Source organism: Pseudomonas sp. NFPP25, assembly GCF_900116505.1.
Lineage (GTDB): Bacteria > Pseudomonadota > Gammaproteobacteria > Pseudomonadales > Pseudomonadaceae > Aquipseudomonas > Aquipseudomonas protegens.
The window spans coordinates 16,338-36,533 of sequence record NZ_FPBG01000012.1 but is presented as its reverse complement, the minus strand read 5'-3'; the positions used below and the strand labels follow the sequence as shown (position 1 = coordinate 36,533).

At 60.4% G+C, this 20,196-nt stretch carries 20 protein-coding genes; 5 read left to right on the top strand and 15 right to left on the bottom strand.

What is annotated here, in order from left to right:
* Nucleotides 1–356 precede the first annotated feature (356 nt).
* The 9 genes from msrQ to mrcB all read right to left on the bottom strand — a co-directional run bounded on the left by msrQ (nt 357) and on the right by mrcB (nt 10,343).
* Nucleotides 357–977: a protein-methionine-sulfoxide reductase heme-binding subunit MsrQ gene (msrQ, locus tag BM382_RS31175; RefSeq protein WP_072445086.1), complete on the bottom strand. Its 621-nt coding sequence runs from the start codon at nt 975–977 to the stop codon at nt 357–359.
* Complete coding sequence (msrP, locus tag BM382_RS31170) at nt 977–1,990, bottom strand: protein-methionine-sulfoxide reductase catalytic subunit MsrP (RefSeq protein ID WP_072445084.1); 1,014 nt, start codon at nt 1,988–1,990, stop codon at nt 977–979. The genes msrQ and msrP overlap by 1 nt, the downstream gene beginning before the upstream one ends.
* A gap of 63 nt (nt 1,991–2,053) precedes the next feature.
* Nucleotides 2,054–2,911, bottom strand: a complete 858-nt coding sequence (gene pssA, locus BM382_RS31165) for a CDP-diacylglycerol--serine O-phosphatidyltransferase (RefSeq protein ID WP_011063487.1) — start codon at nt 2,909–2,911, stop codon at nt 2,054–2,056.
* A gap of 146 nt (nt 2,912–3,057) precedes the next feature.
* The gene (ilvC, locus tag BM382_RS31160; protein WP_007959661.1) at nt 3,058–4,074 is read right to left on the bottom strand and encodes a ketol-acid reductoisomerase; all 1,017 of its coding nucleotides are present in this window, start codon (nt 4,072–4,074) and stop codon (nt 3,058–3,060) included.
* Between the two features lie 45 nt (nt 4,075–4,119).
* Nucleotides 4,120–4,611, bottom strand: coding sequence for an acetolactate synthase small subunit (gene ilvN / locus BM382_RS31155; RefSeq protein WP_011063488.1), 492 nt, complete (start codon nt 4,609–4,611; stop codon nt 4,120–4,122).
* A gap of 2 nt (nt 4,612–4,613) precedes the next feature.
* The gene (locus BM382_RS31150; protein WP_053160192.1) at nt 4,614–6,338 is read right to left on the bottom strand and encodes an acetolactate synthase 3 large subunit; all 1,725 of its coding nucleotides are present in this window, start codon (nt 6,336–6,338) and stop codon (nt 4,614–4,616) included.
* Nucleotides 6,339–6,920: 582 nt separating this feature from the next.
* Nucleotides 6,921–7,256 carry a YqcC family protein gene (locus tag BM382_RS31145; RefSeq protein ID WP_011063490.1) on the bottom strand — a complete coding sequence of 112 codons (336 nt, stop codon included), beginning with the start codon at nt 7,254–7,256 and terminating at the stop codon, nt 6,921–6,923.
* Nucleotides 7,256–8,002, bottom strand: a complete 747-nt coding sequence (locus BM382_RS31140; RefSeq protein WP_072445082.1) for a tetratricopeptide repeat protein — start codon at nt 8,000–8,002, stop codon at nt 7,256–7,258. The genes BM382_RS31145 and BM382_RS31140 overlap by 1 nt, the downstream gene beginning before the upstream one ends.
* A gap of 16 nt (nt 8,003–8,018) precedes the next feature.
* Nucleotides 8,019–10,343 (bottom strand): penicillin-binding protein 1B, encoded by a 2,325-nt coding sequence (mrcB, locus tag BM382_RS31135; RefSeq protein ID WP_072445080.1) that lies wholly within the window; start codon nt 10,341–10,343, stop codon nt 8,019–8,021.
* Nucleotides 10,344–10,458: 115 nt separating this feature from the next.
* On the opposite strand from mrcB, the gene BM382_RS31130 reads away from it, so the two are divergent.
* From BM382_RS31130 to BM382_RS31115, 4 genes are all read left to right on the top strand, one after another.
* On the top strand, nt 10,459–12,015 hold the full coding sequence (locus BM382_RS31130; RefSeq protein ID WP_072445078.1) for a bifunctional aminoglycoside phosphotransferase/ATP-binding protein: 1,557 nt from the start codon (nt 10,459–10,461) through the stop codon (nt 12,013–12,015).
* A gap of 93 nt (nt 12,016–12,108) precedes the next feature.
* Nucleotides 12,109–12,453 (top strand): pentapeptide repeat-containing protein, encoded by a 345-nt coding sequence (locus BM382_RS31125; protein ID WP_011063494.1) that lies wholly within the window; start codon nt 12,109–12,111, stop codon nt 12,451–12,453.
* Between the two features lie 226 nt (nt 12,454–12,679).
* Nucleotides 12,680–12,952, top strand: coding sequence for a TfoX/Sxy family protein (locus BM382_RS31120; protein WP_011063495.1), 273 nt, complete (start codon nt 12,680–12,682; stop codon nt 12,950–12,952).
* A gap of 13 nt (nt 12,953–12,965) precedes the next feature.
* Nucleotides 12,966–13,766 (top strand): Crp/Fnr family transcriptional regulator, encoded by an 801-nt coding sequence (locus BM382_RS31115; RefSeq protein ID WP_072445076.1) that lies wholly within the window; start codon nt 12,966–12,968, stop codon nt 13,764–13,766.
* Nucleotides 13,767–13,999: 233 nt separating this feature from the next.
* On the opposite strand, the gene BM382_RS31110 is transcribed toward BM382_RS31115, so the two are convergent.
* Genes BM382_RS31110 through BM382_RS31095 form a run of 4 tightly spaced genes read right to left on the bottom strand, consistent with a single transcriptional unit; the run spans nt 14,000 to nt 17,561 of the window.
* Nucleotides 14,000–14,863 (bottom strand): ChaN family lipoprotein, encoded by an 864-nt coding sequence (locus tag BM382_RS31110; RefSeq protein ID WP_072445074.1) that lies wholly within the window; start codon nt 14,861–14,863, stop codon nt 14,000–14,002.
* Between the two features lie 21 nt (nt 14,864–14,884).
* Nucleotides 14,885–15,652, bottom strand: a complete 768-nt coding sequence (locus BM382_RS31105; RefSeq protein ID WP_072445072.1) for a heme ABC transporter ATP-binding protein — start codon at nt 15,650–15,652, stop codon at nt 14,885–14,887.
* A complete protein-coding gene (locus BM382_RS31100; protein WP_011063499.1) occupies nt 15,652–16,689 on the bottom strand; it encodes a FecCD family ABC transporter permease in 1,038 nt (345 codons plus the stop codon). Before BM382_RS31100 ends, BM382_RS31105 begins: the two co-directional genes overlap by 1 nt.
* Nucleotides 16,686–17,561 carry a heme/hemin ABC transporter substrate-binding protein gene (locus tag BM382_RS31095; RefSeq protein ID WP_072445070.1) on the bottom strand — a complete coding sequence of 292 codons (876 nt, stop codon included), beginning with the start codon at nt 17,559–17,561 and terminating at the stop codon, nt 16,686–16,688. Before BM382_RS31095 ends, BM382_RS31100 begins: the two co-directional genes overlap by 4 nt.
* A gap of 219 nt (nt 17,562–17,780) precedes the next feature.
* On the opposite strand from BM382_RS31095, the gene BM382_RS31090 reads away from it, so the two are divergent.
* Complete coding sequence (locus tag BM382_RS31090) at nt 17,781–18,098, top strand: Rieske (2Fe-2S) protein (protein ID WP_072445068.1); 318 nt, start codon at nt 17,781–17,783, stop codon at nt 18,096–18,098.
* Here BM382_RS31090 and sfsA read toward each other — a convergent pair.
* A complete protein-coding gene (gene sfsA / locus BM382_RS31085; RefSeq protein WP_072445066.1) occupies nt 18,095–18,808 on the bottom strand; it encodes a DNA/RNA nuclease SfsA in 714 nt (237 codons plus the stop codon). The two genes, BM382_RS31090 and sfsA, sit on opposite strands and share 4 nt — an antisense overlap.
* Nucleotides 18,808–19,980: a pyridoxal phosphate-dependent aminotransferase gene (locus BM382_RS31080; RefSeq protein ID WP_072445064.1), complete on the bottom strand. Its 1,173-nt coding sequence runs from the start codon at nt 19,978–19,980 to the stop codon at nt 18,808–18,810. Before BM382_RS31080 ends, sfsA begins: the two co-directional genes overlap by 1 nt.
* Nucleotides 19,981–20,196 lie beyond the last annotated feature (216 nt).

Here is a 20,196-nt window from a genome sequence, read left to right as displayed (position 1 = left end):
ATTCTACAGCAGCCTCATTTGCTGTCAAGTGATTTTTTTAAGAAGTTTTCAAAGTTTCCTTTTTAACTTCAACCACTTGCGCTTCCGATCTCTCGTTAGCGGGAGGCGAATTCTACAGCGTTACACGCTGCTGTCAACACCTCTTTTCAACCGCTTTCGACCGAGAGGATCGAGAGGATCGAATCGTTAATAAGGCGAAAACTGACTGCCTTACCAACTGCTTCTGGCTTCGATGAACTGAAGCGTAACCGCTGTCGAAAACTGCGTAACTCATTGAATCTCAAGGAGTTTTCCGTTTCGACTGCGCCGGAAGTGGGGCGAATTATAGACCTGTAGAATCTGCCGTCAAGGGTTAATTACGATTTTGTTGCAGAAGATGCTTTCTTTGCGATTAGGCGCGGAATCCGGCGCATTACAGGGGGAACACGCAGCAACAACAACAGCCCCCCTATAGAAGCGTAGACCGCCCACTCCTTCAGGTCCGCCCGGACAATCCATAGCATATGCAGCAGCCCCAGCCCCAGGATGAGATAAACCAGGCGATGCAGCTTCTTCCAACGCGCGCCCAAGCGACGCTGGCTATAACGATTGGACGTCACAGCCAATAACAACAGAAAGAGGAACCCCAGGCTTCCGACAAAGATATAGGGACGCTTGCGCAACTCAACTCCCAGCTGCGACCAGTCCAACCCCAAGATGAATACCCCATAAGCACTCAGGTGCAGCACTACATAAGCGAAGCACCACAACCCCAACTGTCGGCGCACAGCGATCCAGCCCGACCACCCCGTGAGTTTTTGCAAAGGAGTCATGCCCAAGGTGCTCAACAACAGCACCAGCGTGCCCAACCCCAGACGATCAACCAGTACCTTGCCCGGGTCCGGCCCCAGGACCGAAGCCCAGGCTTCATACAGCCAATACAGCGGCCAGATAGCCGCAGCGATAAAGACACCGATACGCCAGAACGAATAACGCATCAGTAGTTCTTCCGCAGATCCATGCCGCTATATAAAGAAGCGACTTCATCCGAGTAACCGTTGAACATCTGGGTTTCCCGCACATTGGGACTGAACAGACTGCTGGGTAGACGTCGTTCCCGAGCCTGGGTCCAGCGTGGATGATCAACCGTCGGATTCACATTCGCGTAAAAACCATATTCGTTGGCCGCAATGCTCTGCCAGGTAGTCTTGGGCTGCTCGCTGACCAGGCTGATGCGCACAATCGACTTCACACTTTTGAAGCCATATTTCCAAGGCACTACAAGGCGCAGCGGCGCACCATTCTGGTTAGGCAGTTCACGCCCGTACATCCCCACCGCAAGAATCGCCAATGGATTCATCGCCTCATCAAGACGCAATCCCTCGACATAGGGCCAGTCGATCAAGGCAAAGCCGGAGCGCTGGCCCGGCATACTCTTGGGATCCTGCAACGTTTCAAACCGAATGAACTTGGCGTTGCTGGTGGGCTCCACCTGCTTGAGCAAGACTGAGATTGGAAAACCTATCCAGGGAATCACCATCGACCAGGCCTCTACGCAACGCAGTCGATAAATACGCTCCTCCAGCGAGTAGGGCTTCATGAAATCTTCCAGGGCGTAGCGGCCTGGCTTAGCCACCTCACCATCCACGACCACACTCCAAGGCTGAGTCTTGAGCGCGCCCGCGTTGGCCGCCGGGTCCCCCTTGTCAGTGCCGAATTCGTAGAAGTTGTTGTAGTGAGTCGCGTCCTTGAAAGGCGTGATCGCCTCATCCCTGACGGTTACAGCTTGCCACTGAGTGGTCGACAGCTTGTCGGAGAACCACCCGGGAGCCTGGCCCGGCTCAACATCGGCATAACGCGACGCGTCCTGTGCTGCTGCCCATCGCGGCAAGCTGGCAAACGCCATGCCCGCAACCGCACCACTGAGCAGGCTGCGTCGAGAGAGGTAAAGAGATTCGGGCGTAACCTGGGACTCATTGCAGTCGGACGACTTGGGGAATTTGAATAACATGGCAACTCCGCAGTATTGGAGGACAGATGTACCAATAGACTGCGGAGTATGGGGGAAATTACATCACTCGACGCTTTTGCGACGACGCAGGTGCAACAGGTACTGGATAGGGCCCGACGCCGCATAGGCGAGGAACACCAAAAGCAGAATGCGCGGCGGATCGCTGAACACCACTGCAAACACCAGTACCACCGCCAGGATCGCCACAAAAGGTACACGCCCTTTCAGGTCCAGGTCCTTGAAGCTGTTGTACTTGATGTTACTGACCATCAGCATGCCTGCGGCGGCCACCATCAACGCCACCAGGAACGACATCTTCGACCCCTGGATCCCGTAGTCGCTGAATGCCCAGACGATACCGGCCACCACACCTGCCGCTGCCGGGCTGGCAAGGCCGATGAAATAACGCTTGTCGGCAGTACCGACTTGAGTATTGAAACGCGCCAGACGCAAGGCCGCGCCTGCCACATAGATGAAGGCGACCATCCAGCCGACCTTGCCCATGTCACCCAGGGCCCAGCCAAAGGCCAACAACGCCGGCGCTACGCCGAATGCAACCATATCGGACAGCGAGTCGTATTCAGCGCCAAAAGCACTCTGTGTGTTGGTCATGCGGGCAACACGCCCATCCAGGCCATCAAGCACCATGGCCACGAAAATGGCGATCGCGGCAAAGGCAAAGTACTTGCTCGCCCCGGCCGCATCTCCGGCGCTCATTGCACTCTGGGCGCTCATGGAGCTAATGATGGAATAGAACCCCGCGAACAGGTTCGCAGTGGTGAACAGATTCGGCAGAAGATAGATACCACGATGCCGGACTTTACGGCCTTCAGCGTCATGCCCTTCTTCGACATGCTCATCGATCGGTAGCAGGCTTTCGGCGTCAGAGGCCTGGTTTGGCTCTTCGGGACGTTCGCTCATGGACATTACCTTGCAACGGTGTGAAAAGTTTCGACAGATACCTAGGGCCGCGATTCGGCCACAAAGGATCCAGCTTTATACCAGAACCTATCCATGCAAACGAAAAAACGCGGCCTAGGCCGCGTTTTCCCTGACAAGACTCGAACTTAGTTCTTGGCTTTGTCGACGATTTTGTTGGCACCGATCCAAGGCATCATCGAGCGCAGTTGCTCGCCAATGATTTCGATACCGTGAGCAGCGTTGTTACGACGCTTGGCGGTCATCGATGGGTAGCCGGTAGCGCCTTCGCTGATGAACATCTTCGCGTATTCGCCGTCCTGGATGCGCTTCAGAGCATTGCGCATGGCCTGACGGGATTCGGCGTTGATGACTTCTGGACCAGTCACGTACTCGCCGTATTCAGCGTTGTTGGAGATCGAGTAGTTCATGTTGGCGATACCGCCTTCGTACATGAGGTCAACGATCAGCTTCAGTTCGTGCAGGCACTCGAAGTAGGCCATTTCTGGAGCGTAGCCAGCTTCAACCAGGGTTTCGAAACCGGCTTTGACCAGCTCGACGGTACCGCCACACAGAACAGCCTGCTCACCGAACAGGTCGGTTTCAGTCTCGTCCTTGAAGGTGGTTTCGATAATGCCGGTACGGCCGCCGCCCACGCCTGCGGCGTAGGACAGGGCAACGTTCTTGGCGTTGCCGGAAGCGTCCTGGTAGATCGCGATCAGGTCAGGAATACCACCGCCCTTGACGAACTCGGAACGTACGGTGTGGCCTGGAGCCTTCGGCGCGATCATGATCACGTCGAGGTCGGCACGAGGCACAACCTGGTTGTAGTGGATCGCGAAGCCGTGGGAGAAGGCCAGAGTGGCGCCCTTCTTGATGTTCGGCTCGATTTCGTTCTTGTACAGCTGGGACTGGAACTCATCCGGGGTCAGGATCATGACCAGGTCGGCACCGGCAACGGCTGCAGCAACGTCGGTCACTTTCAAGCCGTGGGCTTCAGCCTTGGCAACAGTAGCCGAGCCTTTACGCAGGCCGACAGTCACGTCTACGCCGGAATCCTTCAGGTTGCATGCTTGAGCGTGGCCCTGGGAACCGTAGCCGATGATGGCAACTTTCTTACCCTGGATGATCGACAGGTCGCAGTCTTTATCGTAGAAAACTTTCATGAATTTCCCCTATATCAGGCCGTTCCGGCCATTCGCTAATTTGAGTTAGATGCTCAGTACTTTGTCGCCACGGGCAATCCCGGTGACACCACTGCGTACGGTTTCCAGAATCGATGCGGTGCCGATCGATTGAATGAAGCTGTCGAGCTTGTCGCTGGTACCGGTCAGTTGAACGGTATATACGCTGGCGCTGACATCAACGATCTGCCCACGGTAAATATCGGTAGTGCGCTTGACCTCGGCGCGCTGGGCGCCAGTGGCCTTGATCTTGACCAGCATCAGTTCACGCTCGATGTGCGCGCTTTCCGACAGGTCTACCAGCTTCACCACCTCAACCAGCTTGTTCAGGTTCTTGGTGATCTGCTCGATGATCTCGTCATGGCCAACGGTGGTCAGGGTCAGACGCGACAGTGTCGGGTCTTCAGTCGGCGCCACCGTCAGGCTTTCGATGTTGTAGTTGCGTTGCGAGAACAGACCTACAACACGAGACAGAGCACCCGGTTCGTTTTCCAGAAGCAAGGAAATAATGTGCCGCATGATTAAGTACGCTCCGTCTTGCTCAGCCACATATCGCGCATGGAGCCGTCTTTGATCTGCATCGGATAGACATGCTCGCTGGTGTCGACCTGGATATCGAGGAACACCAGGCGATCCTTCATGGCGAACGCTTCTTCCATCTTCGGCTTCAGATCCTTCAGATCCGTGATACGCATGCCCACGTGACCATAGGCTTCGACCAGCTTGACGAAGTCAGGCAGCGATTCCATGTAGGAGTGCGAATGACGGCTGCCGTAGCTCATGTCCTGCCACTGGCGCACCATCCCCAGCACACCATTGTTCAGATTGATGATCTTGACCGGCAGATCGTACTGCAGACAGGTCGACAGCTCCTGGATGTTCATCTGGATACTGCCTTCACCGGTGACACAGGCGACATCATTATCCGGAAAGCTCAATTTCACGCCCATGGCCGCCGGAAAACCGAAGCCCATGGTGCCCAGGCCACCGGAGTTGATCCAGCGGTTGGGCTTGTTGAACCGGTAGTACTGCGCCGCGAACATCTGGTGCTGCCCCACGTCGGAGGTCACATAGGCATCGCCCTTGGTGACTTCGCACAGGGTTTCGATCACGGTCTGTGGCTTGATGATGCTGCCGTCGCCCTTGTCGTAAGGGAACAGGCCGCGATCACCGCGCCACTCTTCGATCTGCTTCCACCAACTGGCGACCGTCTCCTTGTTCGGGGTATCGCCGATTTCCTTGAGTGCCGCGACCATTTCAGTCAGGACGCTCTCCACTGGACCGACGATAGGCACATCGGCCTTGATGGTCTTGGAGATGGAAGCTGGGTCGATATCGACATGGATGATCTTGGCATTCGGGCAGAACTTCGGCGCACCGTTGATCACCCGGTCATCGAAGCGCGCGCCCACGGCCAGGATCACGTCGGCATGGTGCATGGTCAGGTTGGCGGTGTAGCTGCCGTGCATGCCGAGCATGCCCACGAACTGCCGGTCGGTGCCCGGATAGGCGCCCAGGCCCATCAAGGTATTGGTCACTGGCAGATTGAGCATCTTGGCCAGTTCGGTCAGCGGTGCGGAACCGCCGCCGAGAATCACGCCGCCGCCTGCATAAAGCACAGGGCGCTTGGCCGCCAGGAGCATTTCTGCCGCCTTGCGGATTTGCCCGGAGTGACCGCGAACAGCTGGGCTGTAGGAGCGCAGCTTGGCTTTCTTGGGGAAAACGTATTCGAACTTTTCAGCCGGGTTGGTCATGTCCTTGGGGATATCGACCACCACCGGACCAGGACGACCGGATTGCGCCAGGTAGAAGGCTTTCTTCATGACTTCCGGGATTTCCGAAGCGTGCTTGATCATGAAGCTGTGCTTCACGATCGGCCGGGAGATACCGATCATGTCGGTTTCCTGAAACGCGTCGGTGCCTACCATGGTGCTGGGCACCTGGCCGGAAATGATCACCATGGGAATCGAGTCCATATAGGCGGTGGCAATACCGGTAATGGCATTGGTCGCGCCCGGGCCGGAGGTCACCAGTACCACGCCGGCTTTACCGGTGGCACGGGCATAGCCGTCAGCCATATGGGTCGCCGCTTGTTCGTGACGAACCAGGATGTGGGTCACGTCCGGTTCTTTGAACAGGGCATCGTAAACATGAAGGAGAGCACCACCCGGGTACCCGTAGATATATTTGACGCCTTCGTCACGCAAAAAGCGGACGAGCATCTCACCGCCAGATAAAAGCTCCACGTTGTTCACCTCTAAAACGCCAGAATACCGCCCTCAAAAGGGAGCGGGTCTTAATAGGTTTACTTCTCAGCAGAGCATGAGCGACGGTGGTCGCCGACTACGTCAGCACTGACTGAGCAAGTATTGGGAGCGCCCCAAAGTGTTGCGGGGTTTTCCCACCCAGCGCGAGGTAACGCGTTGCGGGTGTAGCACTTCGGCGCGGATGTGCGCCTCATGATCTGCTGAGTGGGTCTGCTTCTGGCAGTCCCTCTACAGCGGACTTTGGATTCTTCTGTTTCGTCCTCTTCAAGTCAAGTCGTCTATGTGGTTAATTCGAACTAAGCGCATGAGAACGCAAGAAAAAACCCAAAAACGACTGCTGTCTGCGCTTCAATTGCGCAATCTTCGGCAAGCAACTCAGAAATGCGAACCCGGACTTTGGGCGAAACCCCATTGCCAGAGAGCCGAGAGGAACGTCATGCACTGCAACAACAGCAATGCACGGACAGACATGAACCCTCCGAAGTTGTCACTTCGAGAGAACGAGACTGAAGTGGGCAGCATGGAGGGAGGCGACTGCCAGGCATGCCTGGCAGTCGTGTTTCAGCGAGTAGCAACGATGAGCTGATCAAACTCTTTGAGCAGAACTCGCAACTGCTGGTCGCGCCCCTGCATCGGGCGAGTGGAGAACACCATCTCGGCCATTTCCTGAATACCTGACGCATTGGGCAGCGGCAAATCCTGCTCCAGAATCATCTTCATGCGGGGCAGAAAGATCCACTGCAGCCATTGCTCGAACTCCAGAGTATCCACGGCAAAGGGCTGAGTGCTGGCCAGTGCCTCGGCGCTGGGCACAGCGTCGTCCCACAGGCCCTGCACACGCAACTCACGCTCGATCAGCAGCAACTGTTCGGCGATCCTGGGAAAGCGCCCATCCATCACAGCGAAACCCGAGCTTTCTGGCGCGCCTGCGCTGCACCTGCGGCATCACCCTGTTTCTCACGCGCCTGGGCAATCAGCTCCCACAGGCTTGCCTGGAGATCAGGGCGGCCGTTGGCAAAGCTCAGGCCACGGCGAGCGAACTGCTCGGCCTGGGGCGCATCCCCCTGGGCCATGCGTACCTGAGCCAGGCGATACAGCACCTGCGGCTCGCGTGGCGCAACACGCTGCGCTCGCTCGAGGCTGGAGGAAGCACCGTTCAAGTCACCACTGGACTGCTGTTGTTGCGCAGTGGTCAGCAACGCCAGCACCGGGCCATCCAGTTGCTCATCGGCCGAAAGACCACCGGCCCGGGCCGAAGGGATGCCACTGGGCGTAGAGGGCATGCTGTAAGTGCCCTGACTGATCGGTGCCGACTGATAACCGGAGCCGTCCACCGGCCCCGGGGTAATAGGCCCTGAAGTGACCGGCCCCGGAGTAATGGGCGAACTGCTGATCGGCACCGAGGCCGTAGCGCCGCCGCCCGGAACCATTACCACTACGCCGGAATCTTCCGGAATCGCCTGTGCCTGAGCCTGCGCCGGGCGCTTGATGGTCGTCTGGCGAAAGCCTCCGGAGGCGGAAATCCGCTCGCTGTTGGACACGGCAGTGCCGGAATCCACGACGGGAATAGAGCCGCGCTGCACACTGGCGCAACCGTTGAGCAACGCCAGAGCTGTAATAGCTGGAATCCACCACTTGTTCACGTCAAACCCTCATCGCTTAGTTCATCCAGCCCTTGACCCAATCCATCACCGAATCGCCGCCTGCCGGGTTTTCTCCCCCACAGGAAGCACCGGGAGGCGGTTCGCTGCCGCGAATATACGGCATCTGCACAGCCCCCGGACAGTTGGCATCGGAGCCCTGCCCGGTACGCGAATCGACCCAGGCCTGAACCACGTTGTCCGGCTGCGGCATATCCAGCGGCAGCGGGTCGGCCTTGCGCATGAAACTGGTCCACACCTGCAAGGCGCCGGTAGCACCGGTAAACGGCGTCTTGCCGTTATCGTCGCGGCCCAGCCAGACCACGGCTAGCAGGTCCTGGCTGAAACCGGCGAACCAGCTGTCACGGGAATCGTTACTGGTACCGGTCTTGCCCGCCAACGCTAGAGTCTTGGGTAACACGTTGTACACCGAGCTGCCGGTGCCTTCGCGCATCACCCGCTGCATTGCGCTTTGAATCAGATAGATCGAGCCGGCATCAAAGCGCTGCTGAATCTGGAACGGATAGCGCTTGAGCGGCTCGCCTTCCGCTGTCAACACGCTGCGAATCCCGCGCATCGGCGTATTGAAGCCGCCATTGGCCAGCGTCTGGTACATGGTCGCCACTTCCATCGGGCTCATGCCCCCTGCCCCCAGCAGCATCGATGGGAAGGCCGGGAACTCGCGGGTCACCCCCAGGCGCCCAAGGGTCTTCAGGACATTGGGCACACCCACTTCCAGGCCGAGCCGTGCGGTAGACAGGTTGTAGGAGTGAGCCAGGCCCTGGTACAGGAACACCGTACCGTGGGAGCGCCGGTCATAGTTCTGCGGCTTCCACACCTGCCCGTCTGCGCCTTTTACCGAGAACGCCTCATCCGACAGCCAACTGGTCAGGGTGTACTGGCTGGGCTTTTCCAGGGCGGTCAGGTAGACCGCCGGCTTGATCAACGAGCCCACCGGGCGCACCGCATCCAAGGCCCGGTTGAAACCGGCAAAGCTGGCTTGACGACTGCCGATCATGGCCTGGACCTCGCCCGTTTCCGGGTTGGTCACCACCATCGCCGCCTCGACGTCTTCCGAGCCCTTGCGCCCGGCCAGGCGCTTGAAGGTGTCGTTGACCGAGGCTTCGGCCTTCATCTGCAGGATCGGATCGAAACTGGTGAAGATCCGCAGGCCTTCTTCAGTCAAGTCTTCATCACGGTAGTCTTCGCGCAACTGACGCTTGACCAGGTCGAGGAAACCGGGAAAGGAACTGTCCGCCAGGCTGCCGCGCTTGGTTACGCCCAGCGGCATCTTCTTCGCCGCCTCCACCTGTTCCGGGGTAGCCACGCCCTGCTGTGCCAGCAGATCGAGCACCAGGTTACGCCGCTCCAGGGCACGTTCCGGGTAGCGCCGCGGGTTGTAATAGGAAGGCCCTTTGACCATCCCGACCAACAGCGCCACCTGGTGCAACTTGAGTTCGGACAGGGGCTGGCTGAAGAAGAACTGGCTGGCCAGACCGAAACCGTGTACCGCACGCTGACCGTCCTGGCCGACGAAGACCTCGTTGAGGTACGCCTCGAGAATCTCGCGCTTGTCGTAATGCAGCTCCAGCAACAACGCCATCATCGCTTCATTGAGCTTGCGCGACAGGCTGCGCTCGTTGGTCAGGAAGAAGTTTTTCACCAACTGCTGGGTCAGGGTACTACCGCCCTGGCGCATCTGGCCGGACGAAGTGTTGACCCAGATCGCACGGGCAATCGACTTGGGCGACACCCCGTGGTGTGAATAGAAGTCGCGGTCTTCCACCGCTACCAGAGTTTCCAGCAGATACGGCGGAACCTGATCGATCTTGATCAGGATCCGGTCTTCGAGGTTCTTCGGGTACAGGCCGCCGATCAGCAATGGCTCCAGGCGCACCACCGCGAGCTTGGCCCCCTTGCTGCCGGACAGTTCCGCCACGTAATCGCCGGAGAAGCGCACGCGCACCGGCTGAGCCTGCTCCAGCCCTTCATAGAACTGGAAGCCGCGGGTGTTCAGGTCCACGGTATTGCCATTGACCGAGGCTGCGCCCGGGCCGTTGGCGACACTTTCACGGCGATAGCCCAGAGCGTCGAGTTCCGTAAGGAAATCGTCCTTGCTGAGCTTTTGTCCGACGAACAGCTCAAGCGGGCGGGCGTAGACCTTGGCCGGAATGGTCCAGCGCTTGCCGGAGAACTTTTCCTGGACCACGGCATCGAGGTAAACCGCAAAGCCGGCGAGCACCACCAAACCGACCAGACTGAGCTTGAGGGCCCAGCCCAGCCAGGGGCGCAGGCCACCAGACGGCGTTTTTTTAGCAGAACGAGGGGATCGGGTACGAGTCATGGCGGCGGATTATACGCACTTTATTCATCGTCAACATGCGCCACCCGAGGTTTGCCTTAGTGCGTTCAGCGGCCATAATGACGCCCTCGATTTTCCCGACTCTGAAGGATCGCCTGTGAGCCAGTCACTGATCGCTGCCCTGCAAAACCCCGCCTTGTTTCCTCATCCCGTAGAAGGGTTTCAGGTCATCGAAACCCACATCTCCTGGGTTCTGCTCACCGGCCCCTTTGCCTATAAAGTGAAGAAGCCGGTCAATTTCGGCTTCCTCGACTTCACCAGCCTGGACGCCCGCGAACACTTCTGCGGCGAAGAGTTGCGCCTGAACCAGCGCCTGACCGAGGACCTTTACCTGGAAGTCCTGCCGATTACCGGTAGCGCCGAAGCCCCGGTACTGGGCGGCGATGGTCCGGCTATCGAATACGTACTGAAAATGCGTCAGTTCCCGCAAAGCCAGTTGCTCAGCACCTTGCAGGCCAACAGCGAGCTGACCACTGCGCACATCGATGAGATGGCCAGGCAGATCGCCCACTTCCACCTCAACGCGCCCAAGGTTCCAGCTGAGCATGAAGCCGGCACCCCGGAGAGCGTGATGGCTCCGGTGCGTCAGAACTTCGAGCAAATCCGCCCGTTCCTCAGCGACAAGGCCGACCTGCAACAACTTGAAGCCCTGGAGGCCTGGGCCGAAACCAGCTTCGAACGCCTCAAGCCTCTGCTGGCCCAACGCAAGAGCGAAGGTTTCATCCGTGAATGCCATGGCGATATCCACCTGGGCAACGCCACCCTGATCGACGGCAAGGTGGTGATTTTCGACTGCATCGAATTCAACGAACCGTTTCGTTTCACCGACGTCTACGCCGATACCGGCTTCCTTGCCATGGACCTGGAAGACCGCGGTCTGAAGAGCCTGGCGCGACGCTTCATCAGCCAGTACCTGGAGCTGACCGGCGACTACCAGGGCCTGGAGCTGCTCAATTTCTACAAGGCCTACCGTGCCCTGGTACGCGCCAAGGTCAGTCTGTTCAGCATGCCTGCCGATGCCACGCCGGTGCAGCGCGCTACCACCCTGCGCCAGTACCGCAACTACGCCAATCTGGCGGAGAGCTACAGCACCATTCCATCGCGCTTCCTGGCCATCACCTCAGGCATTTCGGCGGTCGGCAAGAGCCGCGTGGCCATGCGCCTGGTAGAGGCACTGGGCGCCGTTCGCCTGCGCTCCGACGTAGAGCGCAAGCGCCTGTTCGGCGAGCAACAGGTGCCCAACGACCCACACGCTGGCATCTATAGCAGCGAAGCCAGCAGCGCCACCTACGCGCGCCTGCATGAAATCGCCGAAACCATCCTGCGTGCCGGCTTCCCGGTAGTGATCGACGCGACCTACCTCAAACGTGCCCAGCGCGATGCCGCGGCCAAAGTGGCCGAGGCCACTGGTACGCCCTGCCTGATCATCGACTGCAACGCTCCTGAGGCAGTGGTTGCCAGCTGGCTGGCCCAGCGCCAGGCCGATCAGAACGATCCATCCGACGCCACTCTGGAAGTGATTGCCAACCAGCAAGCCACTCGCGAAGCGCTGACCGACGAAGAGCTGCTGCGCAGCAAGCGCATAGAAACCAACGAAAGCGGCAGCCTGGACGCCCTGGTTGCCAACATTCGCCAACGCCTCCCTGGCCTGTAAACGGTCATTTCAGCCGTGAAGTGGCAAAGACTTCACGGCTGAAAAATAGTGGCACTATACTGGCGTCATAAATCCAACACTGGTGACGTCGCCATGAGCCAACCGAAACTTCTCGACACTCCGCTTTACGCCCTGCTGCATAAAGACGACATCGTCGGCTTCAACCGCGAACGCCCGAAAGATCAACCCATCGACATGCGCGGCGGGGATTTCCGCGGCCTCGACCTGCGGGAACTGAACGCACAAGGCATCGATTTCACTGACGCCTACTTTCGCTCCGCGGATCTGCGGGGGCTGGACTTGAGAAACTCGTCCATGGAAGGCGCCAGCCTCGCCCATGCACAGATTTCCGGCGCCTACTTTCCGGTGGAACTGAGTGCCGACGAGATTCTCATGTCGGTCAATTTCGGCACTCGCCTGCGTTACCGCACTCGCTGACCCCGCCGCCCGTCTTTGTCCGGCGTTCTGTTCAGCGCCGGACCTGGTCCGCTTTCTCGCCTGCACCCCGCCCTTCGCATGGCCTGCCCCCCCTCCCTTCGAGCTTCACCGCTGCGCCCTTAGAAGCATTTGCGCCAAACCCGACCAAAGAACAGCGCGTTTTCTACTGAGCGCTACACTCCTCTGAGGCTGCCCACTCACCATTCGGCCATCGCCAGGAGGCTTAATGAATGATGAACTGCAACACCTGAAGAACCTTGGCAAGACATCGGCACAATGGCTGCATGCAGTGGGCATCCATAGCGCTTCCGACTTGCGCCGCCTGGGTGCGGTGGACGCCTACCGGGCCGTGCGGACCCGTGGTTTTCGTGCGTCGAAAGTCTTGCTCTATGCCATTGAGGGCGCCCTGATGGACATGCACTGGAACGACCTTCCCGCCGAACGCAAAGAGGCGTTGAACAAGCAACTGGACGCCATTTCCTCTCGTCACAAAAACTGACTGGCAGAGCCAAATGTATCTAATGGGGGAGCAGCCGACTTACGCCGACGCCTTGATCAACAGACTGCAGAGCATTCCGCCGCAATTGCTGGACGGGCTTGCGCCCAGCGGCCCGACGTTGGAACTTGGCCCCATCGCTGAGCTGTCCAGCGTATTGCCCGGCGACCAGTTGTTCCTGCTGGCAAGTGGCGTGATCCAGGCCAGTGTCGAAGAGCGGCCACTGTTCTACCTGCATGAAGGCGACCTGGTGGGGCTGCGGCGCGGCATCGAACTCCCGCAGTGGCAACTGCACTGCGATACGCCGCTGCAACTGATTCCCTATCTGAGGACTGAAGTGTTTCGGCACATCCAGGCCGACGTACAACGCTCGGAACTGCTCGTACAGTACCTGATCGGCCAGACCGCCCTGCTGTCCGATGCCATTGCCCGTCTCAAGCCGCCAGAGTTGCGCAGCAGCAACGGCTTCAAGCGCGTGGAGGCGGGCGAAAGGCTGATTACCCAGGGGGATGAGGCAGATCATGTGTTTGTAATACTCGAAGGCCATGCACAGGCCTTCGTCGACGGGCACAAGGTCGGCGACGTCCCCAAGGACGAGATTTTCGGCGCCATGGCAGTGTTCACCGGAGAAAAACGCAGCGCCAGCGTGATCGCCAGCGAACCCAGCACCATCATGCTGATTCCCAAGGACCAGTTTCTCAGCCTGACCCAGAGCAATCCGCGCATTGCCCACAGCCTGATCGAAAGCATGGCGCGCCGCATCGACCTGTTGAACAAGGAAGTGACCCGGCTCATGACCTTGAACAACCCGAACTGACCCCGGATTCCAGGCAGATCCAAACGGACGTTTGGCAAAATATGCAGAAATCTGAAAAGCCTTGTTGACTTCGAAATGAGAATCGTTATGATTATCACAACTGGTCGCGAGATCAGTCGATAACCTGGAAGACCAGTGGTTCGGACTCTCAGATTATCTCCTCATCAGGCTAATCACGGTTATTTGACCCGGCTCTTGCCGGGTCTTTTTTTGCCCGCAGAAAAGCCCTCCGATCAGGGCCTCAGTTGCGCGCAATAATCCTTGGCGGGCTGGGGCGGCGTATACCAGACGTAGTCGGCCGATGCCGCGGCAACCTGTTGCCCCTGCTCCGCCAGAATCAACACCACCACCTCCTGGCTTCGGTCCAGATCGGCAAGATGCAGGGGCACGCCAAGATCCTTGCGACCGTGAAACGCCCCGGCCAGCAACAGGGCCGGAGCCGGAGCCGCCAGCAGCTGTTCAGCCATGCGCCGGTCCCGTTGCTGCTGCACCGCCCGCATTGCCGGCACCTGGCTCTCCGGCAGCAAGCCACAGTGCGATTCGCGGATTTGCCCGGCCAATGCCTCGATCACCGACGGTGCGTTGCTCCGTGTGCCGGTCAGGACGGGCGCCCGTGCATAAATGGCACGCACCTCCTGGCGATCCAGATTGGCAGCGAGCAAGGGATAGGGCTGACGCAGGGCAAAACCCACCAGCGGGCCGTAGAGACTCCAGTCCCAGCCTGATTGCCAGGCCAACCTGCCGGGTAGGTCATCAGGCAAACGCCCCCCATCAATGGAGCGTTTTACCCCATCGACTTCTGGCTGCTGATCCGGGTTGAGCATTTCCAGCAACAGACTGCCCTGTGGCCGCTCCCGGGCCATGGAGCGCAAGAGCCAGAGTTGCAAGGCATGATGATCGGGATTGTCATGCTGCTCGCCAATGATCACTCGGGGAGCCCGTGCCAGGCGCCCTACCAGTTCGACAGGGGTCAGCGCCTTGGCACTGCGCAGCTCAATGATACTGCCGGGCGCCGAAGCCACCGGCGGCGGCAGGATCCCCGGCATGCTGTGACAGGCGGCCAGCAGCATGGCCAGCAACAATGGCAATACGCGCATCAGGTCTCTCCGGGCTTCGCCTCAGCGGGCGATGATCAACGGGTGCCCGCGTTCGGGATGCTCCTGCACCAGAACTTCCAGGCCGAACACCGCCTTCAGGGGCTCGGGCCGCAGTACCGCGGTCGGTGTTCCCAATGAATGCGGGCGGCCGCCTTCGAGCAACAAGACCCGGTCACAATAACGCGCAGCCAGATTCAGGTCATGCAGGATGACCAGCACCGCCGCGCCGCGGTCGGCGAAGGCTCGAATGGCCTGCAAGGTGACGTGCTGGTGCAAGGGGTCGAGTGCAGAAGTGGGCTCATCCAGCAGCAGGTTGTGCCCTGGCTGGCCCGGCCACAGTTGCGCCAGGACCCGCGCCAGATGCACCCGCTGGCGCTCGCCGCCGGACAGCGCGAGATAGCTGCGCCCCGACAGGTGCGCCACATCGGCAGCATTCAAAGCAGCGTCGACGATTTCCTCGTCACGCACGCGCCCGGTCTGATGGGGCAAACGCCCCAGCGCCACCACCTCCTCCACACGAAAGGCGAAATCCAGGCTCGAAGCCTGGGGCAGCACTGCCAGGCGCTGCGCACGCTCGGCGCCCGACCAATGAGCCAGTTCCTGATCATCCAGCAGCACCTGTCCCTGATGAGCCGCCAGTTCACCACTCAAGCCCCCCAAGAGGCTGCTTTTACCTGCACCATTAGGGCCGAGGACTCCCAGCACCTCGCCCGGCAGCAACTGCAGGTCGATGCCAGCCAGGACGTCTTTGCCTCCGCGCCGCACATGCAGGTTCTCGACTCGCAGCATCAGGCACGCCCTCGCAACAACAGGTACAGAAAGAATGGCGCACCGATAAAGGCCGTGACGATACCGATGGGCAACTCGGCAGGCGCCAGCGCCAGGCGCGCCACCAGGTCAGCCAACAGCAGCAGGCTGGCTCCGGCCAGGATCGAGGCCGGGAGCAAGGTTCGGTGATCCGGACCGGACAACAGTCGCACCAGATGCGGCACCACCAGGCCGACAAAACCGATCATTCCCGCCGCCGCCACGGCAGCGCCCACACCCAGCGCGGTGCAGAACACCAGCTCGCGCTTGAGACCTTCGACATCGATGCCAAGGTGCTTGGCCTCGGACTCGCCCAACAGCAGTGCATTCAACGCCTTGGCCCGGCGCGGCAGCCACAGCGCAACCGCGGCGGTCACCAGCAGCAAGGGCCACAAGCGCTGGTAACTGGCACCATTCAGGCTGCCCAGGTTCCAGAAAGTCAGAGTGCGCAACGTGGCATCGTCCGCCAGATAGGTGAACAACCCCACCGCCGAACTGGCCAGCGCCGTCAGGGCAATCCCCGCCAGCAGCATGGTTGCCACATGGGTCTGCCCGTTGCGCCGCCCCAGGCGATACACCAGCGCCGTCACCCCCAGGCCGCCAAGGAAGGCACACAGGGAGAGCAAATAAGGGCCGACAGCCTCTGGCAGGCCGCCGAACATCGAGCCGCCAACAATGGCGATGGCCGCACCCAATGCTGCACCACTGGAAACCCCCACCAACCCCGGGTCTGCCAGGGGGTTGCGAAACAGCCCCTGCATGGCGACCCCGGACAGCGCCAGAACTCCGCCCACCGCAAGACCGAGCAGAGTCCGGGGCAAGCGAATCTGTCCCAGGATCAGTTCCGCCTGCTCCAGGCCCTGGCCGTCGATCGGCAATCCAAGCAGGCGCAAGGCGGCACGCAAGGTATCAAACAAGGGCAGGCTGACAGGGCCCAGGGCCAGGGACAGCCAGATCGCCACAAGACACAGGACGCCCAGCCCGATAAACAGTGTTCGAGGCTTGACCAGACGACTCATTGGGCCGGCTTGGCCTGGGGATAAAAGGCGCTGGAGAGGCGTTTCAGGCTATCAGGCAAGCGAGGGCCCAGGCCTCCCACCAGCAAGGTCGGGTCCAGTTCCACCACCCGCCCGGCCTTGGCCGCCGGTGTGGATGCCAGCACCGGGTTCTCCTTGAACAGTGCGGCACGAGCGGCATCGCCGGTCAGGCTGCGATCGGAGAACACCAGTACATCCGGATTCAAGCCCGCCAGGGATTCGACCGAGAATGGTTTATAGCCAGTATGAGTCGCCAGGTTGCGCCCACCGGCCTGTTGCAATAGCCAATTCGCGGCGGTGTCCTTGCCGGCGATCAGGGGTTTGCCGCCGGCATGCCCGAGCAACAACAGCACCCCGGGCGCCGCGTGCTGCGCTTGAGCCTGGGCGACCCACGCCTGCTGCTGCCCAAGTTGTTGCTGATAGCCCTGGAACAGTTGCCCGGCCTGCTCTTCTCGGCCCAGCAATAGCCCCAAGTGCTGCAGGGTAGCTTGCAAGGTCGGCAAGTCGGCCTGGGCGGAAAACAGTTCGACCTTGACCCCGGCACCGCGGATCTGCGAAAGCACTGGCGGCGGCCCCATCTCCTCGGTACCCACCAGAATCTGCGGCCGCAGGCTGAGAATGCCTTCGGCCGACAACTGACGCTGATAGCCGATGCTCGGCAGCGCCTTGAGCGACTCCGGGTGCTGGCTGGTGGTATCGACGCCCACCAGCTTGGACTCGGCCCCCAGAGCCGTTATCCACTCGGACAAGGCCCCACCGGCACTGACCCAACGCTGCGGCAACTCATCAGCGGTGGCCCACTGGCTCACCAGCAATCCGGCACAGAACGCAATGGCGCAGGCACTCAGGCGCATAAGAACATTTCCTTCATTAAAGTGGGGGCCCGCGCAGCTGCTGTCCATGTGACATGCCGGACAGGCCGGGCATCGAAAGGAACAAACGTCCCGTAACGGGCGGAGCGGCCATTTGATAATTGTTTTCATTTAGCCGTCAAGCGCCGACATGTTTCATCCTGCAGCCGGAAAGAAACTGTGACAGCCTGGACGCAGAGCCTTCGGACCAAGAGGATAGCCATGAAATTTCTTTGCGCCGGCAACGATCTGCCCGAAGCCGGCAGCCGGGGCTTCCAGCTCTCCGGGCTGAAGCTGTTCGCCGTGCGGCGCGAGCAGCGAGCCTATGTCTATGCCAATCGCTGCCCGCACCGGGGAGTGGCGCTGGAGTGGCGAGCTGACCAGTTCCTCGACCCCAGCGCCAGCCTGATCCAGTGCGCCACCCATGGCGCCCTGTTTCTGATCGAGAGCGGAGAGTGCGTGGCCGGACCTTGCGCCGGCCAGTTCCTAGAGAGCATCGGCTGCCATGAAGACAGCCAGGGGATCTGGGTGGACCTCTAATCCCCGAGCAACACTTGAAGACGTCGGTCGATGCACACTTGCTCGGCCGTCAGGCACACACCATAGGCCAGCACCTCAACCCCCGCCGCGCGGGCTTCGCGCAGGGCAGCGGCGTAACCCGGATCGATCTCCTGCGCCGGCCGCACCGCGTCGATGCCCGAAAGATTGACGCAATACAGCTGAACCGCCCGCATGCCCTCCCGGGCCAGGCTCGCCAGTTCCCGCAGATGCTTGGCGCCGCGCTGGGTCACGGCATCGGGAAACGCTGCCACCGGCGTGCCATCGAAGCCCAGGGTGACGCTTTTGACCTCGACGTACGCCGGACCGTCCGGGTAATCCAGGCGAAAATCGATACGGCTGTTCTCTTGCCCGTAAGGCACCTCGCGCTTGAGCCCGGTGAAGCCGTTCAACTCGCTGATAAGCCCCGCCCGCAAGGCTTCTTCCACCAGCCCGTTGGCCCGCCCGGTGTTGACGCAGGCCAGGCGGCCTTGGGGGGTTTCGCTGATTTCCCAGGTGCCCGGCAACTTGCGCTTGGGGTCATTGGAGCGGCTGAACCACACCTGCCCGCCCTCGACCATGCAATTAAGCATCGAGCCGGTATTGGGGCAATGGATGGTCAACAGCTCGCCGGTGGTGGTTTCGATGTCCGCCAGGAAGCGCTTGTAACGACGCAGCAGACGCCCCTCTTCCAGGGGAGGATCGAAGCGCATCAGGCGTGCCAGCTCTGCAGGCCACGGGCGATACGCTCAACCGCCTCCTGCAGGCGTTCCAGGCTCTGGGTATAGGCAAAGCGCACATGATGGCCAGCCTGATGCCGACCGAAGTCCAGGCCAGGGGTAAAGGCCAGGTGCTCGGTTTCCAGGAAGTGCCGGCAAAAGGCGAAGGCATCACCGCCGAAGGCGCTGATGTCCGCGTACAAGTAGAACGCCCCTTCAGGCTCCACAGCGATGCCGAAACCCAACTCACGCAAGGCTGGCAGCAGGAAATCCCGGCGGCGCCCGAACTCGGCGCGGCGCTCCTCGAGGATATCCAGGGTCTGCGGCTCGAAGCACGCCAGCGCAGCATACTGGGCCATGCTCGGCGCACTGATATAGAGGTTCTGTGCCAGCTTTTCCAGTTCACCCACGGCTGCCGGCGGAGCTACCAGCCAGCCCAGGCGCCAGCCGGTCATGCCGAAATATTTGGAGAAACTATTCAGGACGAAAGCGCTGTCATCCACTTCCAGAACGCTGGCGGCATCGGTGCCATAGGTCAGGCCATGGTAGATCTCGTCCACCACCAGATGCCCGTTGCGAGCCTTGATCGCGGTGGACAACCCCGCCAACTCGTCCCGGCTCAGGACCGTGCCGGTGGGGTTCGCCGGCGAGGCCACCAGGGCGCCCACGCTGTCCTGATCCCAATAGCGCTCCACCAGGTCCGGCGTCAGTTGGTAACGCACATCCGGCCCCACCGGGACCAACTGCGCAGCGCCTTCCACCAGACGCAGAAAATGCCGGTTGCACGGATAACCCGGGTCCGCCAGCAGCCAGTGCTTGCCCGGGTCCACCAGCAGGCTGCTGGTCAACAGCAGGGCACCGGAACCACCGGGGGTGATCATGATCCGCTCGGGATCGATGTCCAGGCCGTAACGCTGCTGATAGAAGCCGGAAATCGCCCCTCGCAGCTCGGGAATTCCGCGGGCTGCGGTGTAGCGCGTCTTGCCGGCACTCAGCGCGGCCTGCCCGGCCTTGATGATCGGCTCGGCGGTGGTGAAGTCCGGTTCGCCGATTTCCAGGTGAATCACATCATGCCCGGCGGCTTGCAGCTCATTGGCGCGGGCCAGCAAGGCCATGACATGGAAAGGTTCGATAGCGCGACTACGCGCACTGTAGGGCTGAGCCATTAGCCTTCCTTCATTGATTCGAGGGGGGAGCAAAGGACCGATTCTACCCATCTGATCAAGCCCGGGAGAACCCAGGCGGATCCGAGCGGTCTGTTGCTTGCGCCAACTGGCGCCAACACAACCCGCAGACTTGACTAAAATCAATGATTGAACGAACCGATCAGCAAGCCATGTCAGGCTTTTCCCATATCCATGGACGAAGCAGGACATAGGCTC

What these genes read in the sequence shown, in the direction of transcription:
- msrQ (WP_072445086.1), bottom strand. Translation starts at nt 977, where the DNA reads ATGCGTTATTCGTTCTGGCGTATCGGTGTCTTTATCGCTGCGGCTATC.
- msrP (WP_072445084.1), bottom strand. Translation starts at nt 1,990, where the DNA reads ATGTTATTCAAATTCCCCAAGTCGTCCGACTGCAATGAGTCCCAGGTT.
- pssA (WP_011063487.1), bottom strand. Translation starts at nt 2,911, where the DNA reads ATGAGCGAACGTCCCGAAGAGCCAAACCAGGCCTCTGACGCCGAAAGC.
- ilvC (WP_007959661.1), bottom strand. Translation starts at nt 4,074, where the DNA reads ATGAAAGTTTTCTACGATAAAGACTGCGACCTGTCGATCATCCAGGGT.
- ilvN (WP_011063488.1), bottom strand. Translation starts at nt 4,611, where the DNA reads ATGCGGCACATTATTTCCTTGCTTCTGGAAAACGAACCGGGTGCTCTG.
- BM382_RS31145 (WP_011063490.1), bottom strand. Translation starts at nt 7,256, where the DNA reads ATGGATGGGCGCTTTCCCAGGATCGCCGAACAGTTGCTGCTGATCGAG.
- mrcB (WP_072445080.1), bottom strand. Translation starts at nt 10,343, where the DNA reads ATGACTCGTACCCGATCCCCTCGTTCTGCTAAAAAAACGCCGTCTGGT.
- BM382_RS31125 (WP_011063494.1), top strand. Translation starts at nt 12,109, where the DNA reads ATGAGCCAACCGAAACTTCTCGACACTCCGCTTTACGCCCTGCTGCAT.
- BM382_RS31120 (WP_011063495.1), top strand. Translation starts at nt 12,680, where the DNA reads ATGAATGATGAACTGCAACACCTGAAGAACCTTGGCAAGACATCGGCA.
- BM382_RS31115 (WP_072445076.1), top strand. Translation starts at nt 12,966, where the DNA reads ATGTATCTAATGGGGGAGCAGCCGACTTACGCCGACGCCTTGATCAAC.
- BM382_RS31110 (WP_072445074.1), bottom strand. Translation starts at nt 14,863, where the DNA reads ATGCGCGTATTGCCATTGTTGCTGGCCATGCTGCTGGCCGCCTGTCAC.
- BM382_RS31105 (WP_072445072.1), bottom strand. Translation starts at nt 15,652, where the DNA reads ATGCTGCGAGTCGAGAACCTGCATGTGCGGCGCGGAGGCAAAGACGTC.
- BM382_RS31100 (WP_011063499.1), bottom strand. Translation starts at nt 16,689, where the DNA reads ATGAGTCGTCTGGTCAAGCCTCGAACACTGTTTATCGGGCTGGGCGTC.
- BM382_RS31095 (WP_072445070.1), bottom strand. Translation starts at nt 17,561, where the DNA reads ATGCGCCTGAGTGCCTGCGCCATTGCGTTCTGTGCCGGATTGCTGGTG.
- BM382_RS31090 (WP_072445068.1), top strand. Translation starts at nt 17,781, where the DNA reads ATGAAATTTCTTTGCGCCGGCAACGATCTGCCCGAAGCCGGCAGCCGG.
- sfsA (WP_072445066.1), bottom strand. Translation starts at nt 18,808, where the DNA reads ATGCGCTTCGATCCTCCCCTGGAAGAGGGGCGTCTGCTGCGTCGTTAC.
- BM382_RS31080 (WP_072445064.1), bottom strand. Translation starts at nt 19,980, where the DNA reads ATGGCTCAGCCCTACAGTGCGCGTAGTCGCGCTATCGAACCTTTCCAT.